Here is a 22,041-nt window from a genome sequence, read left to right on the forward strand (position 1 = left end):
CCGGTCAAAATAAGATGACCGGCTTTTTAATAGATGCAGCCAACCCAACTTTTCTATATAATTTTGTCCATTATTGTTTTTATTATAAGGAAGCTCTCATTATGATGGAGAAACTGCGTGGCTATACACATAGTATGGTCTGGAAAGTATTAATGTCGGTCATTGCCATTTCATTTGTGTTGAGTGGTGTTGCCGGTTATTTAATTTCCCGCCAAAACACCTCGGCGGCAACCGTAAATGGTGTTGAAATTTCCCAACGTCTTTTCCAACAACAATATCAAAGCCAATATCAACAGCTGGCGATGCAGATGGGGGATAAATTTGCTGCAGTGGCGGATTCTGCCGAATTTACCAACGGTTTACGTCATTCTGTATTGGATCGTTTAATTGATGATGAATTGTTACGCCAATACAGCAAAGAGTTGGGATTGGGTGTCGGTGATGAAGCGATTAAGCAGGCGATCGTAATGAATCCAGTATTCCAAAAAGATGGTCAATTCGATAACGCAGTTTATCAACAATTGTTAGCTAATAATAATCTTACTCCGGATCAATATGCGGAAATTGTGCGTCAGGATTTAGTTTTATCACAATTAATGGGGTCTTTATTGGCAAGTGATTTCTTAACTGAAGCACAACAACAGCAATTTGTGAAATTATTCTTTCAGAAAAGAAATGTGCGTTTAGCAACTTTCCCAGTAGCGGATTTAGCGGCTAAACAGACCATTTCAGATCAGGAAATTGAGAAATATTACAATGATCATAAGGCTGCTTTTGCCACACCTGAGTTAGTAAAAGTACAATATATTGATGTTAATAAAGATAATTTGGCGAAAGAGCTGAAAGTGAGTGATGTTGAAGTTGCTCAATATTATCAAGACAATAAATCTCAATTTATGGGGCAGGCAAAACAACATATTGCTCATATTCAAGTAAATACACAGGCGGAAGCGGATGATATTTACAACAAATTGCAACAGGGTGCAGATTTTGCTGAGTTAGCGAAAAAATATTCTATTGACCGTTTAACAGCGGTTAATGGTGGTGATTTAAGTTGGGTGGTTGCAGGACAATTACCGAAAGCCTTTGAGACTGTGGCTGATAACACAGCAGTAGGAGCTTATAGCAAACCAACCAAAGTGGATGATAAATATCACATTATTAAAGTGTTGGCTCGTAATAAAGCTACAGTATTACCGCTAGAAGAGGTTAAAAGTCGTATTACTGATCTTGTGCGTCAGGATCTAGCAGAACGTAAATATTTTAGTGTTGAAAAAGCGGTCGCAGATAAAGCATTTGAAGATCAAAGTGGTTTGGTTAATGCTGCCAAAGAGGGCAATTTAACAGTTGAAGAGACAAGTTATTTTGCACGTGATGATGTACCGGCTGCTTTAAATTTTAGCAATGTGATTACTGAAATGTTCAGCCCAGAACTTGTTCAGGGAGGTATGAACTCACAAATGATTAGCGTTGGTGAAAACCACAGTATCATTTTCCGCGTGGTCGATTATAAAGCGGCAGGCACTAAATCTTTAGCTGAAGCAAAAATGCAAATTACAACATTATTACAGCGAGAGAAAGCAGAAAATATTGAGTTGGATCGTGTTAAAGCATTGGTTGCTAAATTACAAGCTGGAGATAACAGTGCGGTTGAATTCAAGCAAAATTTGACTACAGTTTATGCGGAAAGCAAAAATCCGGCGTTGGATAAACAGATTTTTGCAATGCCGTTACCGGTAGATGGTAAACCAAGTTATCACGTTGGCATAGATCAAAATGGTGATATTGTAGCGATTGCTTTGGATAAAGTTGAAGATGGTCAATTATCAGCTGAACAACAAAAAGTATTTATTTCGCAATTGATGCAGTTCCGTGTAAATGATTTGCAAGCAACACTATTGAAAGCATTGCGTGAGAAAGCAAAGATTGAAATTAATCAGGAAATGTTAGATCAGCTACAAGAATAAATTATGCTGATTGAATGATTAAAGCAAAAATAGCGCCTCATTAGGATTTCCTTGTGAGGCGATATTTTTAGGAGAGAAGAATGGATTTACAGCAACTTATTTCTATTGATCGTGAACATATTTGGCATCCTTATACTTCTATGCTTGAACCGGTATCAGTTTATCCGGTGGAACGAGCGGACGGTGTAGTAATTACATTAAAAGACGGTCGGACATTAATTGATGGAATGTCTTCGTGGTGGGCAGCATTACACGGATATAATCATCCGGAGTTAAATCAAACACTGCAACAACAAATCAGTAAAATGAGCCATATTATGTTTGGCGGTTTTACTCACGAACCGGCGGCAGAACTGGCGCAAACACTTCTTTCCATTTTACCGCAACCATTGGATAAGATTTTTTTTGCCGATAGCGGTTCAGTTGCGGTTGAAGTAGCAATGAAAATGGCAATTCAATATCAACAGGCTAAAGGTGAAAGTAATCGTTATCAGTTTGCTACTATTCGCTCTGGTTATCACGGTGATACTTGGCACGCAATGTCGGTTTGCGATCCGGTTACTGGAATGCACTCACTTTTCAGTAAAAGTTTGCCGATTCAATATTTCTTGCCGCAGCCACCGATAAAGTTTGATCAGGCGTGGCAGGAGCAAGCGATTTTACCGTTACAGGATTTGTTGGAAAAACATCATCAAACCATTGCTGGCTTGATTCTTGAGCCGATTGTGCAAGGTGCGGGTGGAATGTATTTTTATTCCCCTGTTTATTTACAGAAAGCTAAAGCACTATGCGAACAGTATGGTGTTTTGCTTATTTTTGATGAAATCGCTACTGGTTTCGGACGTACAGGAAAACTATTTGCTTATCAGCACGCTAATGTGATTCCGGATATTATCTGTATTGGGAAGGCGTTAACTGGGGGTTATATGACCTTGTCGGCAACGATAACTTCCAAGCAAGTGGCGGAAACTATCTGTACTGGTGAGGCAAAATGTTTTATGCACGGGCCAACTTTTATGGGAAATCCATTAGCTTGTGCAGTGGCAAATGCCTCAATTAAACTATTATTACAAAGCGATTGGCAGGCACGGATAAAACGAATTGAACAGCAATTAAAACAGGGCTTGGCGGAAGCGGCACGATGGGATTGTGTGCAGGAAGTAAGAGTGTTGGGCGCAATCGGGGTGATTGAAATGAAACAAGCCGTGAATATAGCAACCTTACAGCCTAAATTTGTTGAGCAAGGGGTTTGGTTGCGTCCATTCGGCAAACTGGTTTATGTTATGCCGCCGTTTATTATTAGCGAAACTGAACTGGCGCAATTAATTTCAGGGCTATTGTCAGCCTTAAAAGCAGAGTATCAAATCGAAGAATAGTTAAAAAATATGACGGAATTTCAAACAAAAACAGCAACAAAATCTCAGCGCAATGTGAAGCATAAAAACGTAAACAGGGTACCATTGGCAGCGTGGCAAAAACAATTATTATCCGAACTGGATCAGGTAATGTTCGCGGATAAATATTTGTTAGCGGCGAGAATAAAAAAAGCTCCGGCACAGGCAAAAGCGGAATTGCAGGCTTTATTAACCAATGCGGTTGAAACGGCAAAGCAAAAATTATTGCAACGACAACAACGTCCGTTGCAAATTGCTTTTCCGGAAGATTTACCGGTGAGCCAACGTAGTGAAGAAATTATGCGTGCAATCGCCACTCATCAGGTAGTGGTGATTGCCGGTGAAACAGGATCGGGCAAAACCACACAGATTCCAAAGATGTGTTTAGCATTGGGTTTAGGGAAAAAAGGATTTATCGGGCATACGCAACCTCGCCGTATTGCCGCACGTTCTGTTGCCACCCGAATCGCAGAAGAGTTACAAACCGAGCTTGGAGATATTGTTGGTTATAAGGTACGTTTTAATGATCAAGTCAGTGAAAATACGCAGATAAAATTGATGACAGATGGTATTTTATTGGCGGAAGTTCAAGCGGATCGTTATTTAAATCATTATGAAGTTTTGATTATTGATGAAGCTCATGAACGTAGCCTGAACAATGATTTTATTTTGGGATATTTAAAGCAATTATTGCCTAAAAGACCAGATTTAAAAGTGATTATTACCTCAGCGACCATTGATGTTGAGCGTTTTGCTAAACATTTTAATAATGCACCGATTATAGAGGTTTCGGGGCGAACTTATCCAGTTGAGGTGAGGTATCGACCAATTGCGGAGAGTGAAGATCAAGATCAGTTGCAGGCGATCTTTGATGCGGTAGATGAATTACAGGCGGAGGGTCGAGGTGATATTTTAATTTTTATGAATGGTGAACGTGAAATTCGTGATACCGCAGAAGCCTTAGAAAAAAGGGATTTATGCCATACTGAAATTTTGCCGCTTTATGCTCGTTTATCGGCACAGGAACAGAATCGCATTTTCCATCCGGGAGCTTTAAATCGTATTATTTTAGCCACCAATGTTGCGGAAACTTCTTTGACTGTTCCCGGAATTAAATATGTGATTGATCCCGGCACAGCAAGAATTTCACGTTACAGTTATCGCACCAAAGTACAGCGATTGCCGATTGAGCCGATTTCACAAGCTTCGGCAAATCAACGTAAAGGGCGTTGCGGACGTGTTAGTGAAGGGATTTGTATTCGTCTTTATTCTGAAGAGGATTTTAATAGTAGACCGCAATTCACTGATCCGGAGATTTTGCGTACCAATCTTGCATCGGTCATTTTGCAAATGACCGCATTAGGTCTGGATGATATTGAATCATTTCCGTTTGTTGATGCACCGGATCGTCGCCAAATTCAAGATGGATTACGTTTATTGGATGAGTTGCAGGCCTTCAAAATGGTGAAAGGGCGTTATGGTGACAAACGGATTTTAACGGAAAGTGGACGACAACTCGCACGTCTGCCGGTAGATCCTCGTTTGGCAAAAATGGTGTTGATGGCAGCAAGTAACGGTAGCCTGCGTGAAGTGTTGGTAATTGTTGCCGCATTGTCGATTCAAGATCCGAGAGAAAGACCACTTGATAAACAGCAATCAGCAGATGATAAGCATCGCCGTTTTGCGGATAAACATTCGGATTTCTTGGTTTTCGTAAATTTGTGGCGTTATATTCAGGAACAGCAGAAACAGCTTTCTCGAAATCAATTTAGACGTTTGTGTCAAAAAGATTACCTCAATTATTTACGAATTCGTGAATGGCAGGAAATTTATCATCAGTTACGTTTAAGTGTTCGGGAAATGGGGCTTGCGATCAATACTGAAGCAGCAGAATATATGCCGATTCACACTGCACTATTAGCCGGATTGCTCTCACATATTGGTAGTAAAGAGACGGAAAAACAGCAATACCTTGGCGCAAGGAATGCCCATTTTTCAATTTTTCCAGCTTCCACATTGTTTAAAAAACAACCTCGATGGTGTATGGCAGCAGAATTAGTCGAAACGTCTAAATTATGGGGTAGAGTTGTTGCGACGATTGAAGCGGAATGGATTGAACCGTTGGCACAGCATTTGGTGAAAAAAAGTTATCACGAGCCACATTGGTCGAAAAAACAGGGAGCTGTTTTAGCTAGTGAAAAAGTAACACTGTACGGTGTACCGATCGTACAAGCAAGAACGGTTAATTATAGTGCCATTGATCCAATGATTTGTCGTGAGATTTTTATTCGTTCTGCATTAGTGGAGGGAGATTGGCACACTAAACATAAATTCTTCTTTGAAAATCAGAAGCTTATCAAAGAAGTGGAAGAGTTGGAACATAAAACACGTCGTCGTGATATTTTAGTCAGCGAGCAGGCACTGTTTGATTTTTATGATCAACGTATTCCAGCGGAAGTGGTATCGCAACGCCATTTTGACCGTTGGTGGCAACAAGCACAGAAGAAAGATGCAGAATTACTGAGTTTTGAAAAATCATTCCTGTTGAATGATGAAACATCGGTCAGTGCCTTAGATTTCCCTAATTTTTGGCATCAAGGCAATTTAAAACTGAAACTAAGTTATCAGTTTGAGCCGGGAACGGATGCGGATGGCGTAACCGTGCATATTCCATTGCCGTTACTTAACCAGATCGAATTAAATGGATTTGAATGGCAAATTCCAGGATTGCGTCAGGAGTTGGTGGTGGCATTGATTAAATCATTGCCGAAAGCATTGCGCCGTAATTTTGTACCGGCACCAAATTATGCCGAAGCGTTTCTAGCTCGAACCACGGCATTGGAAAAACCGTTATTGGAAAGTTTAAGTGAACAACTACGCAAAATGACGGGTGTTTGGGTTGAACCGACAGAATGGAATTGGTCGCAAGTTCCATCACATCTGAAAATGACATTTCGAGTGATTGATGAAAAAGGTCGGAAAATTGCAGAAAGTAATGATCTTGATGCTTTAAAAGTCTCTTTAAAAAATCAGGTACAGCAAAGTATTGCTGAAGTGGCAGATGATGGCATTGAGCAAAGTGGTATTCATATTTGGAATTTTGATACTTTGCCTCAGTTTTATGAACAAAAAAGACGAGGTTTTAGTATTAAAGCATATCCGGCAATTGTGGATGAAAAAGAATCGGTTGGCATTAAATTGTTTGAAACTGAATTTGAACAGCAACGTGCAATGCGTCAAGGATTACGTCGTTTGTTATTGTTGAATGTACCTTCACCAATAAAGTATTTACACGAAAAATTACCGAATAAAGCAAAATTAGGACTCTATTTCACGCCGTTCGGTACAGTATTGCAACTTATTGATGACTGTATAGCTTGTGCTGTTGATAAATTAATCGGTGATTTTGGTGGTGTGGTTTGGCAGGAACAGAAATTTGAGCAGTTGCGAGATTTTGTTCGTGAAAATTTAAATGATGCTACTGTGGATATTGCACAAAAAGTTGAGCAGATTTTAACATTGGCATATGAAATTAATAAACGGATGAAAGGACGTCTAGATTTTAATTTGGCGTTTGCTTTATCTGACATTAAGTCTCAACTTAATCAACTGATTTATCCTGGATTTGTCGAAAATAGTGGTTATAAACGCTTAGCAGATTTATTACGTTATCTTCAGGCGATTGATAAACGGCTTGATAAAGTGGCACAGGATGTTAATCGTGATCGTGCATTAATGTTGAAAATAGAAAGTGTACAACAGGCTTATCAACAACTATTGAATAAATTGCCAAAATCTAAACCGATTAGTGATGAAATTTTGGAAGTTCGTTATATGATTGAGGAGTTACGTGTCAGTTTATTTGCACAGCAGTTAAAAACCGCTTATCCGATTTCTGATAAGCGTATTTTAAACTTATTGCAGCAGTTAGGTTGATTTTTCATAACCGTTTTGCAATTAAATATTTTATTTGCCCTCTTTCTATCTAGTTTGTATAGGGTAGTATAGAGGAGTGAATATAACTTATGAAGGAGGCAATATGCATTGTCCGTTTTGTTCAGCTCCGGAAACGAAAGTGATTGATAGTCGCCTTGTTTCTGAAGGTTATCAAGTCAGACGTCGCCGTGAGTGTACTCAATGTAAAGAACGCTTTACTACTTTTGAATCTGCGGAATTAGTTATTCCTCGTATTATTAAGAATAACGGCAATCGTGAACCTTTTAATGAGGAGAAATTGCGCGCAGGGATTTATCACGCATTGGAGAAACGACCGGTCAGTGAAATGCAGATTGAGGCGGCAGTTAACCGAATAATGCATACATTACAAGCAACCGGAGAACGAGAGGTACCAAGTAAAATGGTTGGTACATTGGTAATGAATGAGTTGAAAAAAATGGATAAAGTCGCCTATATCCGCTTTGCATCGGTTTATCTCAGTTTTGATGATATTAAACAGTTCAGTGAAGAAATAGATAAGTTGAATAAAGAGTAATGCAAAATTTTAAATTTTCACAGCAAGATCACCAATTTATGGCATTGGCGATAGAATTGGCAAAAAAAGGGCGTTTTACCTGCACACCTAACCCAGCCGTCGGTTGTGTATTGGTTAAGAATGGTGAGATTGTCGGTAAAGGATATCACGAAAAAGCAGGCAAACCTCACGCAGAAGTGATGGCGATGCGAGAAGCAGGAGAGAAAGCGAGCGGTGCCACAGCTTATGTGACACTTGAACCTTGTTCGCATTACGGCAGAACACCACCTTGTGCTAAAGGTTTAATTGAGGCGGGGGTTGAGCGCGTGGTGGCAGCAATGCAAGATCCGAATCCTCAAGTTGCTGGGCGTGGTTTAAAAATGCTGGCGGATGCCGGTATTGAAACAGCAGTTGGTTTATTACAACAGCAAGCGGAACAGTTGAACAAAGGTTTTTTAAAAAGAATGCGCACTGGCTTCCCTTACGTGCAACTTAAAATGGCGATCAGCATTGACGGTCGTACTGCGATGGCGAATGGCGAAAGCCAATGGATTACAGGTGAAGCGGCACGACAGGATGTGCAGCAATATCGAGCAATGGCATCTGCAATTTTATCCAGCAGTAAGACAGTGCTGATTGATAATGCCGCTTTAAATGTGCGTTGGCAACAATTACCGCTTGATGTGCAATCTATTTATCCGCAAGAAAAATTACGACAACCACTGCGAGTTATTTTAGATTCTCAACATCAAATCGAGCCTAGAGGGCGTTTGTTTGAAAGCGAAAGCCCCATTTTATTGGTCAGTCCGAGCGCACGAAATATGGCACATTTCCCGGCATTTTGTCAGCAGCAGCAATTAGTGGAAAGTCCTTATTATTTGACGGATTTACTTAATCTGCTAGGGAAACAGCAGATAAATTCAGTTTGGGTGGAGGCAGGTGCAACTTTAGCCGGAGCGCTAATTGAAGCCGGTTTGGTAGATGAATTAATTGTCTATATTGCACCGAAATTGTTAGGTGATCAGGCAAAAGGGCTTTGTCATTTGCCGCAATTGCAACATCTGAAGGATGCACCACAATGGCGGTTAAGTGATGTTAGCTTAATCGGTGATGATGTTAAATTAGTGTATATTAAATAAGCTAAATGGCGTGTTGTTTATTTTAAAGACTATAGATAACACGCCATAATTACAGCGTTTTCACGTCCACCACTGACAACAGGATAATAATTTTTTCGTACGGTAACTTCATTAAAGCCGAGATTTTCATACAATTTTCTTGCTTTTTGATTGGATTCTCTTACTTCTAACCACAAGGTTGTAATCCCTTTTGTTATTAATTCATTCATCAAATGTTGTAATAGCGCTTTGCCGAAACCGTTTCCTTGAAATTGCGGATCAATTGCAATATTAAATAGTGTTGCCTCATCAAGAACAGTTTGACAGATACAAAATCCAATAATGCTATTTTGATATAAAACCTTAAAATTAAGGTAATTATCACCCTGATTATTTTTGAGTGTAGCTAAACTCCAAGGCACACTATGTGCCGCTTGTTCAATCTGAAATAGTTGCGTGAAATCGTGATCAGTGATGGTTTGAAATTGTGTTTTCATTTTGTAAAAAGTGCTGGATTTGTTGCCAAATGGTTCGTTTTTGTTGAACGGACAAGATTAATGTTGAATTTAATGAAATGATTTGTGTGGCAATTTTGGCTAATGCTGAGTTTTGAAATTGTGATAAACAATCTTCAACACAAAACACAAGCAGTGGATGATCGCTCTCTAAACGTTGTAATTGTTGACAGTTTATAATTAAGGCTTTATCAGTAGTTGTTTCTGCTGCACGTAGTAAATCTTGTATTAACTGTGAGCCTATTATCGAATGCTGTTCTGATAGAATAATGGTATGAATATCGGCTGGCACATTAATTATTCCTACACCCTGTAACACTTCAGGATGTACTAATTGCCAAAAGGTAATGCCCATTTCTTGCAGTAACAACTCTCGTCTGTTGATCATTTTCTTCTCCAAAATTTAATGCTGCCAATCATAGCATTTTTGTTTTAGAAATACAGAGCAAAAATAAGAAGAATAGAACTATTTTAGAGAGTTCTTTCTACGGTTTCAGTGAATTTTAAATCCCTCTTTCACAAATGTATCACCATTGTTAAAATAGAAACTTCATAATAAGGAGAGGTAGATGAATACAATTTCATTGGAGGCTCAACAAGTTAGAGCCGCTTTATTGTCTAAAGGTCTGGAAACACCAATGATGCCACGTGTGGGGACTCAGGATGAACGTCGTCAAAAAATCGAACAGCATATGAAAGAGGTAATGACGATTCTTGGTTTAGATTTAAGAGACGACAGTTTAGAAGAGACACCTAAACGTTTGGCAAAAATGTATCTTGACGAAATTTTTAGTGGTTTGGATTACCATAATTTCCCGAAGATTACTCGTATTGAGAATAGAATGAATGTTAGTGAAATGGTGTTGGTGAATGATATTAATTTGACCAGCACCTGTGAACATCATTTTGTTACTTTTTCAGGTAAAGTCGCAGTTGCTTATTATCCTAAAAAATGGGTGATCGGGTTATCAAAAATTAATCGTGTTGTCGATTTTTTTGCACAACGTCCGCAAGTTCAGGAAAGATTAACTGAACAGATTTTAACCGCATTTCAAACCATTTTAGAAACGGATGATGTGGCAGTGTATGTTAGAGCAACTCACTTTTGTGTGAAATGTCGAGGAGTTCGCGATGCAAATAGTTTTACTGTGACCTCCGCTTATGGCGGCATTTTCAGTCAGGATCGAGCGACTAAACAGGAATTTTTGTCATTGATATCAAAATAGTTTAAATTTTAAAATTTTATTGCTATTGATGCTGTGATATACTTTCGCCCGCAATAACTTGCGGGTATTTTATTGCAATTTTTGCTATCAAATCAAATAGTGTTTCGTTTCGCTATTGAAGTAGAAATAGCAATAAAGTTCGAAAATAAACATTAACACAAGTAACCTCTCGTATGGGTTACCACTGTAAGGATTTTTATTATGCCAATTATTACATTACCTGACGGATCTCAACGTCAATTTGAACAACCAGTTACTGTGCTTGAAGTGGCACAAAGCATTGGTGCCGGTCTAGCCAAAGCGTGTATTGCCGGTCGTGTGAACGGCGTGCGTAAAGACGCTTGTGATTTAATCAACGAAGATGCAAATGTTGAAATTATTACTGCTAAAGATGAAGACGGATTAGAAATTATTCGCCACTCTTGCGCTCATTTATTAGGTCACGCCTTAAAACAACTCTATCCTAACGCCAAAATGGCAATTGGGCCAACGATAGAAAATGGCTTCTATTATGACATTGATCTTGATCATTCTTTAACTACGGAAGATTTAGAGAAAATTGAAAAAAGAATGTTGGAATTAGCGAAAACTAATTATGACGTGATCAAAGAGCCGGTTTCTTGGCAAAAAGCACACGATGTGTTCGAACAACGTGGCGAGCCGTACAAAATGGCAATTTTAGAAGAAAATATTGAAAAAAACGCTACACCGGCGCTTTATCATCATTTGGAATATATTGATATGTGTCGTGGTCCACACGTCCCTAATATGCGTTTCTGTCATCACTTTAAATTGCAAAAAGTGGCTGGAGCTTATTGGCGAGGCGATAGCAATAACAAGATGTTGCAGCGTATTTATGGTACAGCTTGGGCAGATAAGAAACAGCTTGCTGAATATTTGAAACGTCTTGAAGAAGCTGCAAAACGTGATCACCGTAAAATTGGTAAAGCGTTAGATTTATATCATATGCAGGAAGAAGCGCCGGGAATGGTGTTCTGGCATAATGATGGTTGGACAATTTTCCGTGAATTGGAAACTTTTGTTCGCACTAAATTAAAACAGTATGATTATCAAGAAGTCAAAGGTCCATTTATGATGGATCGTGTGCTTTGGGAAAAAACCGGTCACTGGCAGAACTATGGTGATTTAATGTTCACTACTTCATCAGAAAACCGTGAGTATGCGATTAAGCCGATGAACTGTCCTGGACACGTGCAAATTTTTAATCAAGGTTTGAAATCTTACCGTGATTTACCATTGCGTATGGCGGAGTTTGGTTCTTGCCACCGTAATGAACCTTCAGGTTCTTTGCACGGCTTAATGCGTGTTCGTGGTTTCACTCAAGATGATGCACATATTTTCTGTACTGAAAATCAGATTGAAAGCGAAGTAACTTCCTGTATTAAAATGGTTTATGACATTTATAGTACATTTGGCTTTACTGATATTTATGTCAAACTTTCAACTCGTCCGGAACATCGTATCGGTTCTGATGAAATGTGGGATCGTGCTGAAGCGGATTTGGCAAAAGCACTTGAACATAATGGTTTAGAATATGAAGTGCAGCCGGGAGAGGGTGCATTCTATGGTCCGAAATTGGAGTTTGCTTTACGAGATAGTATTGGTCGTGAATGGCAATGTGGCACTGTTCAGTTAGACTTTGCGTTACCGGGTCGTTTAAATGCCTCTTATGTGGCGGAAGATAATGAGCGTAAAACACCGGTTATGATTCACCGTGCTATTTTAGGTTCAATTGAGCGCTTCATCGGTATTATTACCGAAGAGTATGCCGGTTTCTTCCCTGCGTGGTTGGCACCGACTCAAGCAGTGGTAATGAATATTACCGATAGCCAAGCAGATTATGTGCAAAAGGTTGTTAAAACCTTATCTGATGCCGGATTACGCGTAAAATCAGATTTACGCAATGAAAAAATCGGTTTCAAAATCCGTGAGCATACCTTAAAACGTGTGCCTTATATGTTGGTTTGTGGTGATAAAGAGATTGCTGAAGGCAAAGTAGCAGTTCGTACACGTAAAGGTGCAGATTTGGGTACTTTTAGTGTGGAAGAATTTGTTGAGATCTTAAAAAATCAAGTAAGAAATCGTGATTTAAAACTTCTTGGCGAAGAGTAATCAGAGATTGAGAATTAAAAAGCGACCGAATGGTCGCTTTTTAATATGAGCACTGGTAGGAATCCCCATCCTTTAGGACGGGAGGACGTCAAGATAAGAATCTATGAGTTATGCGTTTTGGATTAGTTGCTCAATCTTTTTTAGCCCGTTTAGCCTAGTTTCGCTCAAGCGTTGGTCAATTTTAAGTTGTTGTAATAATGGTGTGATTTGCAAGGTAGAACGCTTCTCTAATGGTGTTTCCGCAAGAATGGTTTTAATGATGAATAAAATGCCGTTTAAAATACGAGCATCACTGTAGGCGATACAGTGATCGTCATCAAGTTTAAACCATAATCGGCTTTCACAGCCTTCAATCAGCGGTGTGTTTGAGAGAGTTTCATCATCAGGTTTTTCTAATTGTTTAGCTAGAAAAATTAATTGTCGATAACGCTGTTCCCAAGTTTGAGTTTGAGCAAAAAGTTGCTGAATTTCTGTAAATGTCATTGCTCCTCCAAAATGGCGAGCGCATTATTTAAAGCATCAAAAAAGCGCTCAATATCCTGTTGATTATTATAAGGCGCAAAGGAGAGGCGTAAAGTGCCATATTGGTGCAGAAAATGTAAATAGGGTTGGGCACAATGTTGACCGGTACGCAAAGCGATCTGTTGTTCGCTTAACAGTGTGGATAAATCGCTATTTTCAATATTATCAAATACAAAGCTAATAATATGCCCATCATTTGCACTTAATACTCGACAATGTGGATATTGTGTTAAGCGTTGACGTGTAAGGCTAGCTAACATTAATGTATGATGAGCTAATGTGGCGTAATGATATTGTTGTAACCAAGCCAATACTGCTCCAAACCCGATAACTGCGGCAATGTTAGGTGTTCCTGCTTCTAAACGATAAGGTAATGGTTGGAAAGTACTGTGTTGTAACGTAACATTCTCCACCATTTTGCCTCCATAAAAGAGTGGTTGTAACTGAGTGAGAGCAGATTTTTTACCACTTAATATGCCTAGCCCAGTTGGGCCAAACAATTTATGCGCGGAAAAAGCAATAAAATCAATGTCTAATGCTTGTAAATTAATTTTATGATGTAAAACAGCTTGTGCCGCGTCAACAATAATAAATGCATTCTCTGCCAGTTGACGAATTAGTGTGCAGAATTTTTCAATCGGTTGGCTATAGCCGGTGATGTTTGATACCCAATTTAGTGCAACAATTTTGGTATTAGAGGATAATGTCTGTACTAATGCCTTTTCATCAATTTTATAATCTGCCTGTAACGGTAATACCGTTAATTGCAACTGTTTCTGCAATGCCAGTTGTTGCCAAATAACAAAATTAGCGTGATGTTCCGCCTCACTAATGATGATTTGATCGCCTGCCTGTAGAAAATGATCTAAACCATAGGCAATAGCATTAAGACTGTGTGTTGTACCGGAAGTCCAAACAATGCAATCTCTATCTTCTGCACCGATAAAGTTAGCTGCTAGTTGTCGTGCTTGTTCAAAATGCTGTGTTTGTTGCCAATCGTATTGGCTACGATGAACTGAGCCGGCAGACTGATAAAATGCGACTGTTGTATCAATCAGCGTTTGTGGTCGTAATGTTGTTGCTGCTGAATCTAAGTAAACGGCAGCATTTTTTGTTTGAAAAAAAGGAAAGTCTTTACGAAACTGTTCAATGGTGAAAGATTGCATTGTTATCCTTAACGACACAAAGAGTTACAAGGAATTCCGTCGTGGTTGCCATCAAGATAATCAGCATTGCACTGTTTAAAATACGCAGTCGCTTCAGCACAAGAATTAAAACTTTTACAACTACGATGTTGCTGACAATTTGCAGGGGCAGTTACGGTTTTTTGTTGTTTTGTTCTTATATCGACATTACCTAGTGTTGGTACTGGCGGATTATCTAACTTTAAACTAGGATTTTTACTATGTTTTCGCCAATTACTTGGGTAAATTGGATTATCATCTTGCCATAAACCACGACGTTGTTGTCTGGCTTGCACTTCGGCAGCTAAATATTGTTTATCGTGCATATATTGACGATAAGCCCAAGCTAACCCTTGTTGTACCATTATAAGATTGATATTTCTCCCTTGTGAATCAAATACTTCTGCAAGAACACGATGATATTGATCGTATTCGCTTGAACTTAAACGCACCTGTTTTTTAAAAATTAATTGTGATAACAATTGACGGGAACGATCACCGTAAGGTTGTTTTTTTTCCGGAGCATCCACTTGGGCAAGACGAACTTTAATTGTTTTATTGTTGGCTAATAAACAGGTAAAAGTATCACCATCACTAATTGATACTACTTGGCAGTTGATTTCTCGAGCGGCAATACTGTTCAAAGTAAATAGTGAAAAAAATAAGATAATTAATAGTTTTTTCATCATAATTTCATCGATTAAAGTGTGACATAGATCACAAAATAGGAGTAAAATAGTGACTTATTATGGCATATTTCGATAAAAAATGTTTTATAAAATTTTTCAATTATTTCGTTCTATTGCAATTCTGTACGTGATGTTGTACTTGGGAGAAGCGATTAATTATCTGTTTCCGATCGGTATCCCTTCCAGTATTTGGGGATTGTTACTGTTATTTATCTGTTTAGTGCTGAAATTGATAAAAAAAGAGTGGTTATTGCCGAGCGGAGCATTATTAATTCGTTATATGGCACTGCTTTTCATTCCTCTCAGCGTCGGTATCATTGATTATTTTGATATATTGACAGAACAGGCGGTATCGTTATTGATCCCGACTGTAGTCAGTACCTGTTTGGTCATTGTGATGACCGGTTTGTTGGCTGAATATCTGTATTCATACCGCTCTTTTGCCAGATTGAGAAAAAAAGCGGAAAAACGGGCAGTGAGGGTTACAAAATGATTTATCTCTATTCCGTATTAACCATAGTCGTGTTTGCCATTGCGGTAACCATTAATAAGAAATTAAAATCTATCGTTTTTAATTCGTTTGTTTTAACGGTTTGTGCATTAGTTGCCATTTTATTGATTTTTCACATTCCTTATCATTCTTATATTGCTGGTAATAAGCCCTTGAATATGCTGTTAGCTCCGTCTATTGTTGCGTTGGCATTGCCTTTATATGAACAATTGCCACAGATTAAAAAATCGTGGCGTAGCATTTTATTTATTACTACCTTTTCTTCCGTATTTGCAATGTTTAGTGGTGCTTTTATTGCATTTTTGTTAGGTGCGAACAATCAAGTAATGGCAACATTATTTGCTAAATCAATTACTACACCATTGGCAATGGCGGTATCTCATACCATCGGTGGTGTACCGACCATTACTGTTGTACTGGTGATTATTGCTGGATTGGTTGGTTCGGTATTTGGTTATAGCATTGTTAAATTGTTAAAATTAAAGCGTAGTGAAGCAATAGGTTTATCTATTGGTGCGGCGTCCCACGCATTAGGAACTGCAGCCTGTATGGATGTAGATAAAAAAGCAGGTACATTCAGTTCTATTTCGTTAGTATTATGTGGTGTGATTACCTCATTATGTGCGCCGTTGTTATTTGATTTATTTTTAATTGTGATGAAGATTTTTTCTTAACCTTTGTAAAAAATAAACCTATCAGTTTTACAACTGATGGGTTTTTCTTCAGGAATCAGATTAACCTGGTAATAGCAGATTAGGAATAAAGGTAATAATTTGAGGGAAAATCGTAATTAAAACCAGTGTCGTGAAGATTGGAATTAAGAACGGTAGTACTCCTTTAGTAACCGTACTGACTGGCATATTGCCGACTCGAGCTACCACAAATAATGCCATTCCCATAGGTGGAGTTAAAATGCCGATCATCATATTCAAGGTTGTCATTACACCAAAGAAGATTAGGTCAATATTGAAGTGTACTGCAATAGGGATCAACATTGGCAATACCAGGAATTGTAATGCTAAAGCATCGATAAACATTCCTAAGAATAACAACAATAAGTTGATCATCACTAAAACCATCAATGGTGAATCAGCAAAAGTAATAAAAACTTTTGCAATTTTCATTGCAACCTGTTCACGTGCGATCATATCGCCAAAAAAAGTTACGGTCATTACCATCAACACGGTTACACCAGTAATCGCTACAGCCTCTACACAACCTTTGAATAGACTTTGTAAAGTGAGTTCTTTATAGATGAATTTACCTACAATAATAGAATAAAGCGCAGCAATAACAGCAGCTTCCGTTGGGGTAAATAAACCTGAGAAAATACCGACAATGATAAGAATTGGCGTCAATAATGCCCAGATAGCACCTTTAAATTCACGGCAAAGCACGTCTAACGAAGCTTTTGGTGTACGTGGATAATTACGTTTTTTAGCAATAAAATAATTCATTACCATTAACGCAATAGTAACTAATACACCCGGCACAAAGCCGGCAACAAATAATTTTGCGATAGATTGATTGGAAATCACACCATAAATAATCATTGCAATGCTTGGTGGTACTAATGGTCCTATAATACAAGAGGCTGCTGTAATGCCACCACACATATCGTCATCATAACCGGCATCACGCATTGCTTTAATTTCTAACTGACCTAAACCACCCGCATCAGCTAGAGCAGAACCTGACATTCCGGAGAAAATCAAACTAGCACCGATATTGACGTTCCCCATACCGCCACGATAGTGTCCGAGTAATGCTTTTGCGAAATCGAAAATTTTAGTGGTAATACCACCAGTGTTCATCAAAATTCCGGTAAGAATAAAGAATGGCACACTTAATAAAGAGAAGCTGTTTAAGCTGTCTACTAGTTTTGAAGATGCAGCATTGACCACATTCCAACGCGTCATTGTGAAGTAGAGAATAGTGGCAATAAAGAGCGACCAACCGACTGGTGTGCCAATAAACATAATGATCAACCAAACTAACAGGACGATATAAACAGATTCGCTGCCAAATTTTACATAGTTGGTTACACGTAGAATTTTAAATATATCCGGATGAACTAAAATTAATGAAATCAATAAAATCGCACTAATAAGAAAGAATACAGCAGGAAAATAACTCAAGTTATTACGATAGTTCTCAACTTGTGCCTGTAAGAAACGGATTAACATTAACACGGATAATAACGGCAATGCAGCGTAAAGCCATTTTTCAGAGATACCCAATGAAACAATCTCAAAAGTAGCTCCATTGTAGAGTTTAATTCCAAAATGGATAAATAAAATAAGCGAGATGAAAATTAACAACTGAGAAAAAGAAACTGCTGCTTTTCGCATTTTTTCAGACATCATATTAGTTAGAAAGTCAATAAAGACGTGTTGTTGTGTCCGAATACCCATTGAAATGCCAAGCATTCCAACGTAAACAAATAACAATCTAGCTAACTCTTCACTCCAGATTAAAGGATCATTAAAAACTTGTCGTGCTAAGATTTGTGCAATAAGAACAACAAATATAATCAAAAAAAGCACACCACCTAGCCACTCTTCGAGTTTATTAAAATATTTCATAAATATAACCCCATATATCTTAGGTTAGAAAATCCTTAGCGTCGTATGACGCTAAGGTTTGTAGGATTATTTAGTCAAAGCATTGATTTCAGCAATTGCCTCTTCACCTTCTTTACCATTTTTCTTAATGTATTCTTCATAGTAAGGTTTCATTGCTTCTTTGAATGGGGCAAGATCCGGTTTAGTAACTGTCATACCTTTGCTCTCAAAGTAAGCAATAAGATTTTTTTCACCATCTTCAAATAGTTTTGTATGGTAATCAGCGGCTTTTTCAGCGGCATCTTTAACTACTTTTTGCAGATCTTCAGGCAAATCTTCAAGCGTTGCATTACTGACTAAATAAAGTTGGTCATTAAGAATATGGTTGGTCAAAGCTAAATATTTTTGAACTTCTTCAAACTTTTGTGCCTGAATGGTTGGCAATGGATTTTCCTGACCATCTACAGAATTGGTTTGAAGTGCTAAATAAACTTCAGAAAATGCCATTGGGGTAGGTGCAGCACCGGAATATTTTGCATATGCAAGGTTAGTTGCGGCATTTGGTACACGAAGTTTTAAGCCTTTCATATCTTTGATGCTGTTAATGGCTCGGTTAGAAGTGGTTTGGCGAGTACCGTTATAAGCATCGGCTAAAATGGTGATGCCCAATTCATCGTGGATTTTTTTTACTAAATTTTGACCATATTTAGTATCAAACAATGCTTCTTTTGCTACTTTGAAATTCGGAATCATATAAGGAAGTGCAAACACTTCTGCTGATGGGTAGAATAATTGGAAACGGGCAGATTCACCGAAAGTGAAATCTAATGCACCATCACCAAGTTGTTTAATCATTGAGCGGTCGTCACCAAGTTGTGCGCTTGGATAAAGTGAAATCTCAATTTTGCCGTTAGAATTTGCTTTAACTTCTTTAGCAAAAAATTCAGCAGCTTTGTATTCATTTGATGTTGGACCAGCTACTAAGCCCATTTTTAAGTCATATTCTGCGGAAAATGCGGTTGCAGAAAGTCCCATACATAGTGTGGCAAGTAATAATTTGTTAAATTTCATTGCGTTTCTCCTATAGAGTTAGATAGTTGGGTGAAAGTAGCAGATCGTACAAAAATAGACGATGCTCGTTTCTTTTATGATTGCTATAAATCATTTTTTTATTATAAATGAAGTAATATTTCATTACTGAGAGATAAATCACAAAAATTACAAAAAATTCATCATATTTGTGTTAATTTTGAGTAAAAAAAAAGCCTTTGCATTGGCAAAGGCTCTCGTTTGATATCCAAAATTATTCAAAAAGTTCTTTGTGTAATTTACGAACGACATCGTCCGCATTTTCACTTTTTACTAATAGACAAACGTTGTTATTGCTGGCTCCATAGCTGATCATACGCACATTGTAGTCGGCAATGGTGTTGAATAAACGTTTTGCTACGCCGGCTGTGTTATGCAAATTGTTGCCGATTAAAGCAACTAACGCTAAACCAGTGTCCACTTTAACAGAAGCGGTTTCGCTTAATTCAGTGAGAAGTTCATTAGACAGTAATTCTGCGCCGGAAGAGGCAGAACCGGTTTTATCCAATGTTAAGGCAATGCTGACTTCTGAAGTGGTAATGGTATCTACAGAGATTTTGTATTTTGCTAGGATATTAAAGACATTTGCTAAAAAGCCTTGTGCGTGCAACATACTTAAACTGGATAAAGTGACTAGTGTTTGATCACGGCGCAATGCAATCGCACGGAATAACGGACGAGGTTGCGGATCACGAGTTACCCAAGTTCCACCTTGTTCTGGTGCTTTACTTGAGCCGACAAAAACAGGGATATTGCTACGCACGGCTGGTAATAAAGTTGCTGGATGAAGTACTTTCGCACCGAAAGTTGCCATTTCCGCCGCTTCAGAGAAGCTCATAGTATCAATTTTTTGTGCTGCTGGTGCAATACGAGGATCAGTGGTATAAATGCCGGCAACGTCAGTCCAGATTAATACATCATTGGCATCCAAGACTTCCGCTAATAGTGCAGCAGAGTAATCACTACCACCACGACCTAAAGTCGTTGTTTTGCCATTTGGCGCACGACCGATAAAGCCTTGAGTAATAATAAGATCACCACGATCAATTAAAGGTTTTAATACTCGATCACAGTTTTGTTGAGTTAATTCATCATTTGGCGCTGCTTTGCCATAATGATCGTTGGTTGCCACCAAAGTGCGAACATCAATCCAAGTGGCACTTGCACCTAGCTCACGTAAGACTTCCACGAAAATTAAGGTAGACATCATTTCGCCGTGGCTGATAATTTCATCGATTAATGCCGGTGAAGTCGCTAGGGCTGCTGCATCGGAAAGTGATTCAATATTATCTAATAAACGATCAATTTCTTCTCGTAATACTGCCGCATCTTTAAGTTCATCTAAAATATTATATTGGATTTGTCGAACTTGATTGAGTAAGTTTTCACGTTCTGTTTTTTCACACCCATTAGCAAGAGCTACTAATAAATTGGTGACGCCAGCAGAAGCTGACAACACGACAACACGAGTTTTCGGATCAGAGATAACAATTTTTGCGCAAGACTGCATTGCAGAATAGTTGGCAACGCTAGTACCACCAAATTTAGCAACAGATAAATGTGACATAGTTTTTCCTTAAATAATGATATTGTGAGTAAAATTAAATTTGCAGAAGGTTAAGGAAAACTTGGAAGAGATGAAACTTGACTTGTTCAGAAGCTCTCCATCGTTTACCGATGACAGCCTTAGGGATTCAGCCCTAATAGCCGATAAACAAAACCCTGGTAGTGTTGTTTATCTCGGCGAAACTCCCCTGATTATTTCTCTTTGGTGCCAGACCTAAAAATAACGACCTGAGTTCCGCGCCTCTCCTGCGTAGCCGAAGCTACAAACGTGTATAGAAATACCTGTTAATGAGCGAATTGTCAAATAAAATTTTAAAAATTCAACTTTTCTAACAAAATAAATTCCGTTTTTGGTGAATATTGCTGCAAATATTGTTGTAAATATTGTTGGCTATCCTCTTCAATGAACTTATCTTTTTCAGGAAAACGGTTATAAATCAATGCTTTTACTTCAATATTACGTTGTTGGCAAACCATTAGACTCAATAAAGTATGATTAATGCTGCCCAATTTGCCGGAAGTGACCAAAATCAATGGATATTGGCGTTCAGCGATAAAGTCAAGTGTGGTTTTATCTGCTTGATAAGGAACGGCTAACCCTCCAGCTCCTTCGAGCAAGACATAATCATATCGCTGTGCTAATAATTTTGTTTTTTCATCAATAATTGAAGCATCAATCTGGCGATTTTCCATTTTTGCTGCCAAATGTGGCGAGCAAGGATAGTGAAAGAGATAAGGGCAGGTGTTGCCGTTTCGATCGTCTTCGGTCAGTTCAATTCCTTGAATTTTTCGATGAACTAAAATATCGTCTGAAATGTTATCACAACCAGTTTGTATCATTTTTTGCGTGATAACAGAAAAACCTTGAGCCATTAAATTTTTGGCATAAACACCTGTGGCTACGGATTTTCCAATTTCGGTATCAATACCACTGACAAAAAGAATATTTTGCATCGCAATTCCTTATATTTTAGCTAAAAACAAACGCATTACTATACGCACATTGAGAATGGGATCAAGCAAAAAGCCATAGCAATGTTGATCTGCACCCCAAAAGTTGGACTGATTATCCAATGCACAAAGGTGCAGATT

The 22,041-nt window shown here is 38.4% G+C and carries 18 protein-coding genes and 1 riboswitch; of the genes, 9 read left to right on the top strand and 9 right to left on the bottom strand.

Annotated elements, in window-relative coordinates; translation table 11 throughout:
- Nucleotides 1-101: 101 nt before the first annotated feature.
- From ppiD to ribD, 5 genes are all read left to right on the top strand, one after another.
- Nucleotides 102-1,967, top strand: coding sequence for a peptidylprolyl isomerase (ppiD, locus tag QV04_RS05005; protein WP_065231239.1), 1,866 nt, complete (start codon nucleotides 102-104; stop codon nucleotides 1,965-1,967).
- A gap of 80 nt (nucleotides 1,968-2,047) precedes the next feature.
- Complete coding sequence (gene bioA / locus QV04_RS05010) at nucleotides 2,048-3,343, top strand: adenosylmethionine--8-amino-7-oxononanoate transaminase (protein ID WP_065231240.1); 1,296 nt, start codon at nucleotides 2,048-2,050, stop codon at nucleotides 3,341-3,343.
- 9 nt (nucleotides 3,344-3,352) lie between these two features.
- Nucleotides 3,353-7,297 (top strand): ATP-dependent RNA helicase HrpA, encoded by a 3,945-nt coding sequence (gene hrpA, locus QV04_RS05015; RefSeq protein ID WP_065233261.1) that lies wholly within the window; start codon nucleotides 3,353-3,355, stop codon nucleotides 7,295-7,297.
- Between the two features lie 103 nt (nucleotides 7,298-7,400).
- Nucleotides 7,401-7,853 (top strand): transcriptional regulator NrdR, encoded by a 453-nt coding sequence (nrdR, locus tag QV04_RS05020; RefSeq protein WP_013746959.1) that lies wholly within the window; start codon nucleotides 7,401-7,403, stop codon nucleotides 7,851-7,853.
- A complete protein-coding gene (gene ribD / locus QV04_RS05025; protein ID WP_065233262.1) occupies nucleotides 7,853-8,971 on the top strand; it encodes a bifunctional diaminohydroxyphosphoribosylaminopyrimidine deaminase/5-amino-6-(5-phosphoribosylamino)uracil reductase RibD in 1,119 nt (372 codons plus the stop codon). Before nrdR ends, ribD begins: the two co-directional genes overlap by 1 nt.
- 29 nt (nucleotides 8,972-9,000) lie before the next feature.
- Here the strand turns inward: ribD and rimI are convergent, their stop codons facing one another.
- Nucleotides 9,001-9,447, bottom strand: a complete 447-nt coding sequence (gene rimI, locus QV04_RS05030) for a ribosomal protein S18-alanine N-acetyltransferase (RefSeq protein ID WP_039135841.1) — start codon at nucleotides 9,445-9,447, stop codon at nucleotides 9,001-9,003.
- Nucleotides 9,419-9,853, bottom strand: a complete 435-nt coding sequence (locus QV04_RS05035; RefSeq protein ID WP_039171236.1) for a DNA polymerase III subunit psi — start codon at nucleotides 9,851-9,853, stop codon at nucleotides 9,419-9,421. Before QV04_RS05035 ends, rimI begins: the two co-directional genes overlap by 29 nt.
- A 181-nt stretch (nucleotides 9,854-10,034) precedes the next feature.
- Between QV04_RS05035 and folE the strand changes: the two genes are divergently transcribed.
- On the top strand, nucleotides 10,035-10,691 hold the full coding sequence (gene folE, locus QV04_RS05040) for a GTP cyclohydrolase I FolE (protein ID WP_065231243.1): 657 nt from the start codon (nucleotides 10,035-10,037) through the stop codon (nucleotides 10,689-10,691).
- A 201-nt stretch (nucleotides 10,692-10,892) separates the two neighbouring features.
- On the top strand, nucleotides 10,893-12,824 hold the full coding sequence (thrS, locus tag QV04_RS05045; RefSeq protein WP_065231244.1) for a threonine--tRNA ligase: 1,932 nt from the start codon (nucleotides 10,893-10,895) through the stop codon (nucleotides 12,822-12,824).
- Between the two features lie 108 nt (nucleotides 12,825-12,932).
- On the opposite strand, the gene QV04_RS05050 is transcribed toward thrS, so the two are convergent.
- Genes QV04_RS05050 through QV04_RS05060 form a run of 3 tightly spaced genes read right to left on the bottom strand, consistent with a single transcriptional unit; the run spans nucleotide 12,933 to nucleotide 15,216 of the window.
- Nucleotides 12,933-13,307 (bottom strand): SufE family protein, encoded by a 375-nt coding sequence (locus QV04_RS05050; protein WP_065231245.1) that lies wholly within the window; start codon nucleotides 13,305-13,307, stop codon nucleotides 12,933-12,935.
- A complete protein-coding gene (locus QV04_RS05055; RefSeq protein WP_065231246.1) occupies nucleotides 13,304-14,512 on the bottom strand; it encodes an aminotransferase class V-fold PLP-dependent enzyme in 1,209 nt (402 codons plus the stop codon). The genes QV04_RS05050 and QV04_RS05055 overlap by 4 nt, the downstream gene beginning before the upstream one ends.
- Nucleotides 14,513-14,520: 8 nt before the next feature.
- Nucleotides 14,521-15,216 (bottom strand): thermonuclease family protein, encoded by a 696-nt coding sequence (locus QV04_RS05060; RefSeq protein ID WP_065231247.1) that lies wholly within the window; start codon nucleotides 15,214-15,216, stop codon nucleotides 14,521-14,523.
- A gap of 82 nt (nucleotides 15,217-15,298) precedes the next feature.
- Between QV04_RS05060 and QV04_RS05065 the strand changes: the two genes are divergently transcribed.
- Both QV04_RS05065 and QV04_RS05070 read left to right on the top strand, forming a co-directional pair.
- The gene (locus tag QV04_RS05065) at nucleotides 15,299-15,712 is read left to right on the top strand and encodes a CidA/LrgA family protein (protein ID WP_039135835.1); all 414 of its coding nucleotides are present in this window, start codon (nucleotides 15,299-15,301) and stop codon (nucleotides 15,710-15,712) included.
- Nucleotides 15,709-16,404 carry a CidB/LrgB family autolysis modulator gene (locus tag QV04_RS05070; protein WP_039089263.1) on the top strand — a complete coding sequence of 232 codons (696 nt, stop codon included), beginning with the start codon at nucleotides 15,709-15,711 and terminating at the stop codon, nucleotides 16,402-16,404. Before QV04_RS05065 ends, QV04_RS05070 begins: the two co-directional genes overlap by 4 nt.
- 60 nt (nucleotides 16,405-16,464) lie before the next feature.
- Here the strand turns inward: QV04_RS05070 and QV04_RS05075 are convergent, their stop codons facing one another.
- The 4 genes from QV04_RS05075 to bioD form a co-directional block, all read right to left on the bottom strand.
- A complete protein-coding gene (locus QV04_RS05075) occupies nucleotides 16,465-18,315 on the bottom strand; it encodes a TRAP transporter large permease subunit (protein WP_039171248.1) in 1,851 nt (616 codons plus the stop codon).
- Between the two features lie 66 nt (nucleotides 18,316-18,381).
- Entirely contained in the window at nucleotides 18,382-19,365 is a 984-nt protein-coding gene (locus QV04_RS05080; RefSeq protein WP_039171251.1) for a sialic acid TRAP transporter substrate-binding protein SiaP, read from the bottom strand.
- A 232-nt stretch (nucleotides 19,366-19,597) separates the two neighbouring features.
- Nucleotides 19,598-20,950, bottom strand: coding sequence for a lysine-sensitive aspartokinase 3 (gene lysC, locus QV04_RS05085; protein ID WP_065231248.1), 1,353 nt, complete (start codon nucleotides 20,948-20,950; stop codon nucleotides 19,598-19,600).
- An 82-nt stretch (nucleotides 20,951-21,032) separates the two neighbouring features.
- Nucleotides 21,033-21,203: riboswitch (Lysine riboswitch) on the bottom strand.
- A 58-nt stretch (nucleotides 21,204-21,261) separates the two neighbouring features.
- Nucleotides 21,262-21,903, bottom strand: coding sequence for a dethiobiotin synthase (gene bioD, locus QV04_RS05090; RefSeq protein WP_065231249.1), 642 nt, complete (start codon nucleotides 21,901-21,903; stop codon nucleotides 21,262-21,264).
- Nucleotides 21,904-22,041 lie beyond the last annotated feature (138 nt).

Source organism: Gallibacterium genomosp. 1 (assembly GCF_001678575.1).
Lineage (GTDB): Bacteria > Pseudomonadota > Gammaproteobacteria > Enterobacterales > Pasteurellaceae > Gallibacterium.